The sequence below is a fragment of the Pseudomonas sp. Pso3 genome (assembly GCF_055393275.1).
This window is the reverse complement of the sequence record NZ_AP043687.1, coordinates 4,531,869-4,541,100: the sequence shown is the minus strand read 5'-3', so window position 1 is coordinate 4,541,100 and position 9,232 is coordinate 4,531,869. Positions and strand designations below refer to the sequence as shown.

General features: G+C 66.8%; 10 protein-coding genes and 1 tRNA gene. 7 read left to right on the top strand and 4 right to left on the bottom strand.

The window, feature by feature from the left end:
- Nucleotides 1–54: 54 nt before the first annotated feature.
- The 4 genes from ACZ5R1_RS21315 to ACZ5R1_RS21300 all read right to left on the bottom strand — a co-directional run bounded on the left by ACZ5R1_RS21315 (nucleotide 55) and on the right by ACZ5R1_RS21300 (nucleotide 3,760).
- A tRNA-Phe gene (locus tag ACZ5R1_RS21315) sits at nucleotides 55–130 on the bottom strand.
- Nucleotides 131–216: 86 nt separating this feature from the next.
- Nucleotides 217–489: an oxidative damage protection protein gene (locus tag ACZ5R1_RS21310; RefSeq protein WP_027597475.1), complete on the bottom strand. Its 273-nt coding sequence runs from the start codon at nucleotides 487–489 to the stop codon at nucleotides 217–219.
- On the bottom strand, nucleotides 486–1,550 hold the full coding sequence (gene mutY, locus ACZ5R1_RS21305; protein WP_145248750.1) for an A/G-specific adenine glycosylase: 1,065 nt from the start codon (nucleotides 1,548–1,550) through the stop codon (nucleotides 486–488). Before mutY ends, ACZ5R1_RS21310 begins: the two co-directional genes overlap by 4 nt.
- Complete coding sequence (locus tag ACZ5R1_RS21300) at nucleotides 1,547–3,760, bottom strand: AsmA family protein (protein WP_288405337.1); 2,214 nt, start codon at nucleotides 3,758–3,760, stop codon at nucleotides 1,547–1,549. Before ACZ5R1_RS21300 ends, mutY begins: the two co-directional genes overlap by 4 nt.
- Nucleotides 3,761–4,055: 295 nt before the next feature.
- On the opposite strand from ACZ5R1_RS21300, the gene ACZ5R1_RS21295 reads away from it, so the two are divergent.
- The 7 genes from ACZ5R1_RS21295 to hisF all read left to right on the top strand — a co-directional run bounded on the left by ACZ5R1_RS21295 (nucleotide 4,056) and on the right by hisF (nucleotide 9,229).
- On the top strand, nucleotides 4,056–5,720 hold the full coding sequence (locus ACZ5R1_RS21295) for an OFA family MFS transporter (RefSeq protein ID WP_027600691.1): 1,665 nt from the start codon (nucleotides 4,056–4,058) through the stop codon (nucleotides 5,718–5,720).
- Between the two features lie 144 nt (nucleotides 5,721–5,864).
- Nucleotides 5,865–6,458 carry an imidazoleglycerol-phosphate dehydratase HisB gene (hisB, locus tag ACZ5R1_RS21290; RefSeq protein ID WP_007159790.1) on the top strand — a complete coding sequence of 198 codons (594 nt, stop codon included), beginning with the start codon at nucleotides 5,865–5,867 and terminating at the stop codon, nucleotides 6,456–6,458.
- Nucleotides 6,458–7,096 carry an imidazole glycerol phosphate synthase subunit HisH gene (gene hisH / locus ACZ5R1_RS21285; protein WP_007159789.1) on the top strand — a complete coding sequence of 213 codons (639 nt, stop codon included), beginning with the start codon at nucleotides 6,458–6,460 and terminating at the stop codon, nucleotides 7,094–7,096. The genes hisB and hisH overlap by 1 nt, the downstream gene beginning before the upstream one ends.
- Complete coding sequence (locus ACZ5R1_RS21280) at nucleotides 7,096–7,353, top strand: DUF2164 domain-containing protein (protein ID WP_027600693.1); 258 nt, start codon at nucleotides 7,096–7,098, stop codon at nucleotides 7,351–7,353. Before hisH ends, ACZ5R1_RS21280 begins: the two co-directional genes overlap by 1 nt.
- 30 nt (nucleotides 7,354–7,383) lie before the next feature.
- Complete coding sequence (gene hisA, locus ACZ5R1_RS21275; protein WP_007159787.1) at nucleotides 7,384–8,121, top strand: 1-(5-phosphoribosyl)-5-[(5-phosphoribosylamino)methylideneamino]imidazole-4-carboxamide isomerase; 738 nt, start codon at nucleotides 7,384–7,386, stop codon at nucleotides 8,119–8,121.
- Between the two features lie 10 nt (nucleotides 8,122–8,131).
- Nucleotides 8,132–8,425: a chorismate mutase gene (locus tag ACZ5R1_RS21270; RefSeq protein ID WP_074584157.1), complete on the top strand. Its 294-nt coding sequence runs from the start codon at nucleotides 8,132–8,134 to the stop codon at nucleotides 8,423–8,425.
- Between the two features lie 21 nt (nucleotides 8,426–8,446).
- Nucleotides 8,447–9,229 carry an imidazole glycerol phosphate synthase subunit HisF gene (hisF, locus tag ACZ5R1_RS21265; RefSeq protein ID WP_007159785.1) on the top strand — a complete coding sequence of 261 codons (783 nt, stop codon included), beginning with the start codon at nucleotides 8,447–8,449 and terminating at the stop codon, nucleotides 9,227–9,229.
- Nucleotides 9,230–9,232: the final 3 nt, after the last annotated feature.

Below are 9,232 nucleotides of genomic sequence, written 5' to 3'. Positions count from 1 at the left end.
GCGCTAGGCCGGTTTCTCTGATTTCCACATCCCGCAGGATTCGGAAGCTTGTCTTGGTGCCCAGGGACGGAATCGAACCGCCGACACGGGGATTTTCAATCCCCTGCTCTACCAACTGAGCTACCTGGGCAACGGGGCGCATTAAAAGCGTTTCTCGACCTTGTGTCAACAGTGAGCCCAAAAAAATTTAGATTTTTCGGGCGCTTAGCCGTCGACTCAGGCGCTGGGGGGTACGTAGCCCTCGGCCTGGGCGTAGTCTTCACCGGACAGGAACTTGTCCATCTCGGCCTGCAGGAACTTGCGATCCTCGGTGTTCATCATGTTCAGCCGACGCTCGTTGATGAGCATGGTCTGGTGCTTCTGCCACTCTTCCCAGGCCTGCTTGGAGACGTGCTGATAGATGTCTTCGCCCTTGGCGCCAGGATAGGGCGGACGATCGAGGCCAGGCAGCTCCTGCTTGTGCTTGCGGCACATCACGGTGCGGGTCATGCGGGTTCTCCTTTGAGCGCCTGCTCGGCGCGCTTGAGCAGTTTCTGCACCGGGGCGGCAAGGCCCAGGCGCGGCGGGGAGGCGAGGTTATACCAAAGCCAGTCGCCCTCGGCCACGCGGTGCTGGCGGTGGTCCACCTGGACCAGCCAGGGTTCGATGGCCAGCTGGAAGTGACTGAAGGTGTGCACCAGGCCGGGCAGCGCCTGGCGTTCGTCGATGACCAGGCCCTGGCGTTCGGCGAGGGCTTCGAGCTCGGCCACGTCGGCCACCTCCGGCGGGCCCCAGAGACCGCCCCAGAGACCGGTCGAGGGGCGGCGCTGCAGCAGCACGGCATTGGCGTCGTTGACGAACAGCGGCATCAGCGTCTGCCGCTGGGGCAGCGTCTTGCGCGGCTTGGGCGTGGGAAACTCGGTTTCCTGGCCCAGCAGGTGGGCGCGGCAGCCCGGCTTGACCGGACACAGCAGGCAACTGGGCTTGCTGCGGGTGCAGAGGGTGGCGCCCAGGTCCATCATCGCCTGGGTGTAGGGGCCGACCCGCCCGCGGGGCATCAGCCGGTCGGCCACGTCCCAGAGGCGGCGGGCCACGGCGGGTTCGCCGGGATAGCCGGCGGTGGCGGTGTAGCGGGCCAGGACGCGCTTGACGTTGCCGTCGAGAATCGGCGCGCGGATGCCCATGCTCAGGCTGGCGATGGCGCCGGCGGTGGAGCGACCGATGCCGGGCAGCTCGGCCAGGGCCTCGACGCTACGGGGAAATTCGCCGCCATGGCCCTCGACCACGGTCTTGGCGGCCTTGTGCAGGTTGCGCGCGCGGCTGTAGTAGCCAAGACCGGTCCAGAGGTGCAGGACCTCGTCTTCCGGGGCGGCGGCCAGCGCCTCGACGGTGGGCAGCGCCTGCATGAAGCGATCGAAATAGCCCAGCACGGTGGCGACCTGGGTCTGCTGGAGCATGATCTCCGAGACCCAGACCCGATAGGGCGTCACGGCCTGTTGCCAGGGCAGATCCTTGCGACCGTGCAGGTCGTACCAGGCCAGCACGGCGGTACCAAAGTCGTCATCAGTCATCGACGTTGCAACAGCCCTCGGATGGCGTTCTGGATGTCGGGACTGATCTTATCACCGAGCTTCTCTTCGATTTTTTCGTTCAGACGATTGCCGGCGGCGCGGGCGACGATCTGGCCCATGGCTTCGCGATCCAGGCGACAGGCCTTGGCGCCCAGTTCCAGGGGGCCGCGGCACTGCAAGGGCCACTCGATGTCGGCATAGCGCTCGCCGACCTGGCAACCGGGATCGGCGGCGGCATTGGTGTCGCCCTGCACGGTGATGCCCAGGCGGTAGTCGAGACCGAGGGTGCGCAGGTCGATGTCGCCCGCGCCCTTTACCGCAAGGCCGGGCACGCTGACGCTGAGGTCCTGGTTGCGGGCCACGCCGTTGACGATGCTGAGGCTGCCGCTCAGCTGGCGGAAGGGGGTGTTCTGGCCGCCATGGGGCAGCTCCAGCGGCTTGCGATTGAGCAGGGCGATGCCCTGGCACAGCTGGCTTTCGACATTGGCGTCGATCAGCTGGCCGTTGCGCAGGGCGAAGCGCGCGGTACCGCCCAGGTTGTCGATCAGGCTGCGCTGGCTGGCGCCCGAACTGCGCAGATCGGCGTCCAGGTCGAGCAGCCCTTCCACCGGCGGCTTCTGGCCCTGGGCCTGGAGGATGCGCTCCACCGGTACGCCCTTGATGCGCTCGCGGGCGGTCAGTTGCGGCTGGACGCCCCGCACGTCGAGGGCGCCCTCGGCTGCGAAGCGCCCGCCGAACAACTCGCCTTCCAGGGCGCTGAGCTGCAACTGGCCATCGGCGGCCCTGGCCTTGAGTCTGGCGCCTTCGAAGGGCAGGCGATTGAGGGTCAGGTGCTGCAGGCCGAGATCGACCTCGGCGTCCAGGCTGCGCAGGCGCTCCACCGGCAGTAGGGTCTCCTGGCTCCAGGCATGCTGGGTCGGGGCCTCCGGCAGCGGCGAATTGCCCTGGGTGGCGATGGCATCGACCTGGGCGACCTCTTCCTGGCGTGCGCCATTGGCCTGGCGCGCCGCGGCGGCCTTGGCCGGCAGGTAGCGATCCAGGTCCAGGCGGTCGCCGCTGAGCTGGACGCGCAGGGCGCGGCGGGCGATGTCGGCTACCGCGACCCGGCCCTTGAGGGTGCTGTCGTCCAGCTGGAAATTGAAATCGTCCAGCGCCAGGGCGTTGCGGCTGGCCTGCACCTGGGCATTCATCTCGAAGCGCTGCAGGGTCTTGGCATCGGCCATGGCTGGCAATTCGACGCCGATACTGTCGAGGAAGGCGCGCAGGTCGAGGCGAGCGATGGAGACGCGCCCGGCCAGCTGCGGATCGCTTTCCAGGCCGGTGAGCTTGAGATCGCCCAGGGCCTTGAGGTCGTTGGCGGTGAGCTTGAGGCTGGTCCACTCGGCGGTCTGGGCGCGGCGGTCGACGGCCAGTTGGCCGCTGGCGGAATAGTTGACCAGCTTGCCGTTGAAGGGCTCGCCGCTGGCGTCGCCGGTCAGCTGGAGGTCGTCCAGGGCGTACTGCTGGCTGGCGGGATCGAAGCGGAATTTGCCGTTGAGCAGCACGGTGGCGTTGACCGGCGGCTGGGTGGTGCTGGCGGTGCCGGCCAGCTTGATGGGAATGGACGTGCCGGCGTAGATGGCACCGGTCTCCAGGTCGATGCCGTCGAAGGCATAGCGCGCGCCGCTGCGGGCGTCGCTGTATTCGACCCGCGAATTGCGCACGGTCAGGCTCTCGACGTTGAGCTTGAGCGGCTGGCGACCCGCGCTCGGCTCGCCTGGCGCGGAGGTATCGGTAGGCGCGGCGCCCGTGTCCGCCTTGGGTGCCGGGCGGCCGATCTCGGCCCAGTTGGTGCGGCCCTGCTCATCGCGACTGGCGGTGAGGTCCAGGCCGTCGATCTTGATGTCGCTCATCTCCAGGTCGCGCCGCAGCAGCAGCGGCAGCAGGCGGACCGAGAGGATCAGCCGCTGCACCTGGGCCAGCTGACGATCCGGGGTGGCGGCGCTGGCCAGGGTGGCGTCGTGCAGTTCGACGCCCAGCCAGGGAAACAGACTCCAGCCGATGTCGCCCTTGAGTTGCAGGTCGACGTTGGCCTTGTCGCGCGCCAGTTGGCGGATCTCGTCCTTGTAGTCGTTGGGATCGACCAGGTGGGTGAGGGCGAAGCCTACGGCGACCAGCAGGAGCAGCAGGCCGACGAGGACGATACCCAGCACTTTGGCGAAAGCTTTCATGACGAGGAAATTCCTGTTCCGGCGGGCGATGGCGCGACTGGCCAGTATAGGGGCTCGGCCGGCCCCGATGACATCGAGGTGTCGGCGCTGTGACAGCGGTGGTACTCGCCCGTTTCGTCGGATGACTGATGCCGCCCGTACCCTGGTAAATCAGCAGGGCTGGCAGTTGGCCAGGGTGCGCTTTAATGTCGCGCACCTCTGGTCGGTTGGCGCCGTTTCTTTGACTCGTTTAAGGGGAAGCGCGCAGGGAATGTCCACCGGCCTGGACGCTATACACTAGAAAAGGGCTGAACCCATGAGCACTACTCTCACTGCTGGCGGTGTCGCTTCGGCACGTCCGGCTTTCCTTTCCAAGGAGCGCATCGTCGCCCGGCCCGGTTTCAACCGCTGGCTGGTCCCGCCGGCCGCCCTAGCCATCCACCTGTGCATCGGCATGGCCTACGGCTTCTCGGTCTTCTGGCTGCCGCTGTCCAAGGCGATCGGCATCACCGCCGCCGTGGCCTGCCCGGTCGAGATGGGCTTCTTCGAGCAGATCTTCAGTGCCACCTGTGACTGGAAGATCTCCCAGCTCGGCTGGATCTACACCCTGTTCTTCATCTTTCTCGGCTGCTCGGCCGCCCTCTTCGGTGGCTGGCTGGAACACGCCGGTCCCCGCAAGGCCGGGGTCGTCTCGGCCCTGTGCTGGTGCGGTGGTCTGCTGATCTCCGCCCTGGGCATCTATACCCACCAGATCTGGATGCTGTGGCTGGGTTCGGGCGTGATCGGCGGTATCGGACTCGGTCTGGGCTACATCTCGCCGGTGTCGACCCTGATCAAGTGGTTCCCGGACAAGCGCGGCATGGCCACCGGCATGGCCATCATGGGCTTCGGTGGCGGCGCCATGGTGGGTGCCCCCCTGGCCGACCTGCTGATGCGCCACTTCGCCTCGGCGACCGAGGTCGGCGTCTGGCAGGCCTTCCTGGTCATGGCGGTGGTCTACTTCGTGTTCATGATGAGCGGTGCCCTGGGCTATCGCGTACCGCCGACCGGCTGGAAACCCGCCGGCTGGACGCCTTCGACCAAGAAGGCGCAGAACGCCATGATCACCAATCGCCACGTCCACGTGAGCAAGATCTGGGGCATCCCGCAGTTCTGGCTGGTCTGGGCCGTGCTCTGCCTGAACGTGACCGCCGGCATCGGCATCCTCGGCATGGCGTCGCCGCTGCTGCAGGAAGTCTTCGGTGGTCGTCTGCTGGGCAACGGCCTGGCCTACGGTGAACTCAGCGCCGATCAGCTCAAGCAGATCGCCGCCATCGCCGCCGGCTTCACCGGTCTGCTGAGCCTGTTCAACATCGGCGGTCGCTTCTTCTGGGCATCCTTCTCCGATTACATCGGCCGCAAGATGACCTACTTCGTCTTCTTCACCCTGGGCTTCGTGCTCTATGCCATCGTGCCCTGGACCGGTCACCTCGGCAGCGTGGCGCTGTTCGTCTTCGCCTTCTGCCTGATCCTGTCCATGTACGGCGGTGGTTTCGCCACCGTGCCGGCCTACCTCGCCGACCTGTTCGGTACCCAGATGGTCGGCGCCATCCACGGTCGCCTGCTCACCGCCTGGGCCGCCGCCGGCGTCTTCGGTCCGGTGCTGGTCAACTACCTGCGCGAGTATCAGCTGAGCATGGGCATCCCCCGCGCCCAGGTGTACGACATCACCCTGTACATCCTGGCCGGTCTGCTGGTGCTGGGCTTCATCTGCAACCTGATGGTGCGTCCGGTGGCCGACAAGCACTTCATGACCGAAGCCGAACTCGCCGTCGAGCGCGCCAATGGCCACGACAGCAACGCCGGCAGCGCCCAGGTGCTGGAGTGGAGCGCCGATCCCAAGACCAAGCCGCTGGCCATCGCCGCCTGGCTGGCCGTGGGCATCCCGCTGGCCTGGGGCATCTGGATCACCCTGCAAAAGACCGCCGCCCTGTTCAGCTGAGTCACAGCCGAACCGGACGGTAACGGGGCGTCCCCAGGCGGGCGCCCCTCGCGGTGGGACGCCTCGTCCCGCCGCGCTTTCGATCCAGCCCCCGCGCCCCTATAATATCGGCCCTTTCGCCCACCGATTTTCGCGGAGCAGGCTATGGCCGAACGCAAGGCAACCGTCGAGCGCAACACCCTGGAGACCCAGGTCAAGGTATCCCTGGATCTGGACGGCACGGGCGCAGCGCGCTTCGACACCGGGGTCCCCTTCCTCGAGCACATGCTCGACCAGATCGCCCGCCACGGGCTGATCGACCTCGATATCCACTGCCGCGGCGACCTGCACATCGACGACCACCACACGGTGGAAGACATCGGCATCACCCTCGGCCAGGCCTTCGCCAAGGCGGTCGGCGACAAGAAGGGCATCCAGCGCTATGGCCATGCCTATGTGCCCCTGGACGAAGCCCTGTCGCGGGTGGTCATCGACTTTTCCGGCCGGCCCGGGCTGCACTGGAACGTGCCCTTCACCCGCGCCACCGTGGGTCGCATGGACGTCGACCTGTTCCTCGAATTCTTCCAGGGCTTCACCAATCACGCCCAGGTGACCCTGCATGTCGACAACCTGCGCGGCGTCAACAGCCACCACCAGATCGAGACGGTGTTCAAGGCCTTTGGCCGCGCCCTGCGCATGGCCCTTGCCGAAGACCCGCGCATGGCCGGCGTCATGCCCTCCACCAAGGGGTGCCTGTGATGCAGACGGTAGCCGTCATCGACTATGGCATGGGCAACCTGCACTCCGTGGCCAAGGCCCTGGAGCATGCCGGTAGCCACCAGGTACTGGTGACCGGCGATCCCGCGGTGATCCGCGAGGCGGACCGCATCGTCCTGCCCGGCGTCGGCGCCATCCGCGACTGCATGGCCGAGATCCGCCGCCAGGGCATCGATGAGCTGGTCCGCGAAGTCAGCCAGGACCGTCCCTTCCTCGGCGTCTGCGTCGGCATGCAGGCGCTGATGCAGCGCAGCGAAGAGAACGGCGGCGTGGATTGCATCGGCCTGTTCCCCGGCGCCGTACGGCGTTTCCCGGGCGGCATGCAGGAAGAGGGCGAGACCCTCAAGGTGCCGCACATGGGCTGGAACGAGGTCAGCCATGTGCTCGACCATCCGCTCTGGCACGGCATCCCCGATCGCGCCCGCTTCTATTTCGTGCACAGCTTCTATGTCGAGGCCGGTAATCCGCGCCAGGTGGTCGGTCGCGGCCACTATGGCCTGGATTTCGCCGCGGCGCTGGCCGACGGCTCGCGCTTCGCCACCCAGTTCCACCCCGAGAAGAGCGCCGACTGCGGCCTGCAGCTCTATGCCAACTTCCTCGCCTGGGACGGCCGCTGGTAATGGCGCGCAAGCCGCCCGCGCCGCTGGTGACGCTCGATCCCGAGCAGAGCCAGCGCCTGGTCACGGCCTTGCAGACCCTGCTGGACGACCGCTTCGAGGTCCGCCTGGGGCGGTTCGAAGTCGAGGAACTGCTGGATTTCTTCGCCCGCGAGTGCGGGCCGCTGTACTACAACAAGGCGGTTGCCGACGTGCAGACCCTGCTCAGGGAGCGTGTCGACAGCCTGGAAAGCGACATCTGGGCGCTGGAAAAGCCCTAGATCGCCCTCACCCCGAGCCAAGGTATTGCCATGCTGATCATCCCCGCCATCGACCTCAAGGACGGTGCCTGCGTCCGCCTGCGCCAGGGGCGCATGGAAGATTCCACCGTGTTCTCCGACGATCCCGTGGCCATGGCCGCCCAGTGGGTCGACGGTGGCTGCCGCCGGCTGCACCTGGTGGATCTCAACGGCGCCTTCGAAGGCCAGCCGGTCAATGGCGAGGTGGTGACCGCCATCGCCAGGCGCTATCCCGGCCTGCCGATCCAGATCGGCGGCGGCATCCGCTCGCTGGAGACCATCGAGCACTATGTCCGCGCCGGCGTCAGCTACGTGATCATCGGCACCAAGGCGGTCAAGCAGCCGGAATTCGTCGCTGAAGCCTGCCGCGCCTTCCCCGGCAAGGTCATCGTCGGCCTGGACGCCAAGGACGGCTTCGTCGCCACCGACGGCTGGGCCGAGGTCAGCGAATTGCAGGTCACCGACCTGGCCCGCCGCTTCGAAGCCGACGGCGTCAGCGCCATCGTCTACACCGATATCGCCCGCGACGGCATGATGCAGGGCTGCAACGTGCCGGCCACCCGCGCCCTGGCCGAAGCCACCAGCATCCCGGTGATCGCCTCCGGCGGCATCCACAACCTGGGTGACATCCAGAACCTGCTCGACGCCCGCAGCCCGGGCATCATCGGCGCCATCACCGGCCGTGCGATCTACGAGGGCACCCTCGACGTCGCCGAGGCCCAGGCGCTGTGCGACAACTTCAAGGTCTGAGGGCGCGGCGGTGATCGAATGCTCTTCGCTCGATGAGGTCCGCACGGCGATCGACGATCTCGATCAGCAGATCGTTCAGCTGCTGGCGGCCCGTGGCGCCTATGTCAGCCAGGCCGCGCGCTTCAAGAAGGACGATGACGCCGTGCGTGCGCCACAACGCGTCGAGCAGGTCATCGCCAAGGTCAAGGCGCTGGCTGCCGAGGCAGGCGCATCGCCTGTGGTGGTCGAGCAGGTCTATCGGGCAATGATCGCCGCATTCATCGAGGCTGAGCTGGCGGAGCACGCCACCTTGCAACGTACCTGACTTCGTTTTCTGGAGAGCAACATGGCGCTGGCGAAACGCATCATCCCCTGCCTGGACGTGGACAATGGCCGCGTGGTCAAGGGCGTCAAGTTCGAGAACATCCGCGATGCCGGTGATCCGGTGGAGATCGCCCGCCGCTACAACGAGCAGGGCGCCGACGAGATCACCTTTCTCGACATCACCGCCAGCCACCAGGGTCGTGATACCACCCTGCACACCGTGGAGCGCATGGCCAGTCAGGTGTTCATCCCGCTGACCGTGGGCGGCGGCGTGCGCACCGTGCAGGACATCCGCAACCTGCTCAATGCCGGGGCCGACAAGGTCTCCATCAACACCGCGGCGGTCTTCACCCCGGAATTCGTCGGTGAAGCCGCGGCGCGCTTCGGCTCCCAGTGCATCGTGGTCGCCATCGATGCCAAGCGCGTCAGCGGCCCGGGCGAGACGCCGCGCTGGGAGATCTTCACCCATGGCGGACGCAAGCCCACCGGCCTCGACGCCGTGGCCTGGGCGCAGAAGATGGAAGGCCTGGGCGCCGGCGAGATCCTGCTCACCAGCATGGACCAGGACGGCATGAAGAACGGCTTCGACCTGGGCGTGACCCGCGCCGTCAGCGAGGCGGTGGGCATCCCAGTGATCGCCTCCGGCGGCGTCGGCAATCTGCAGCACCTGGCCGACGGCATCCTCGAAGGCAAGGCCTCTGCGGTGCTGGCGGCGAGCATCTTCCATTTCGGCGAATGCACCATTCCCGAGGCTAAACGGTACCTGGCCGAAAAAGGGATTGTGATACGCTCCACAAAATCTTAAGCA

Bases quoted from the DNA above. Each gene is read 5' to 3' on its own strand.
- ACZ5R1_RS21295 (WP_027600691.1), top strand. From the start codon at position 4,056: ATGAGCACTACTCTCACTGCTGGCGGTGTCGCTTCGGCACGTCCGGCT.
- hisA (WP_007159787.1), top strand. From the start codon at position 7,384: ATGCTGATCATCCCCGCCATCGACCTCAAGGACGGTGCCTGCGTCCGC.
- ACZ5R1_RS21310 (WP_027597475.1), bottom strand. From the start codon at position 489: ATGACCCGCACCGTGATGTGCCGCAAGCACAAGCAGGAGCTGCCTGGC.
- hisF (WP_007159785.1), top strand. From the start codon at position 8,447: ATGGCGCTGGCGAAACGCATCATCCCCTGCCTGGACGTGGACAATGGC.
- hisB (WP_007159790.1), top strand. From the start codon at position 5,865: ATGGCCGAACGCAAGGCAACCGTCGAGCGCAACACCCTGGAGACCCAG.
- ACZ5R1_RS21280 (WP_027600693.1), top strand. From the start codon at position 7,096: ATGGCGCGCAAGCCGCCCGCGCCGCTGGTGACGCTCGATCCCGAGCAG.
- hisH (WP_007159789.1), top strand. From the start codon at position 6,458: ATGCAGACGGTAGCCGTCATCGACTATGGCATGGGCAACCTGCACTCC.
- ACZ5R1_RS21300 (WP_288405337.1), bottom strand. From the start codon at position 3,760: ATGAAAGCTTTCGCCAAAGTGCTGGGTATCGTCCTCGTCGGCCTGCTG.
- mutY (WP_145248750.1), bottom strand. From the start codon at position 1,550: ATGACTGATGACGACTTTGGTACCGCCGTGCTGGCCTGGTACGACCTG.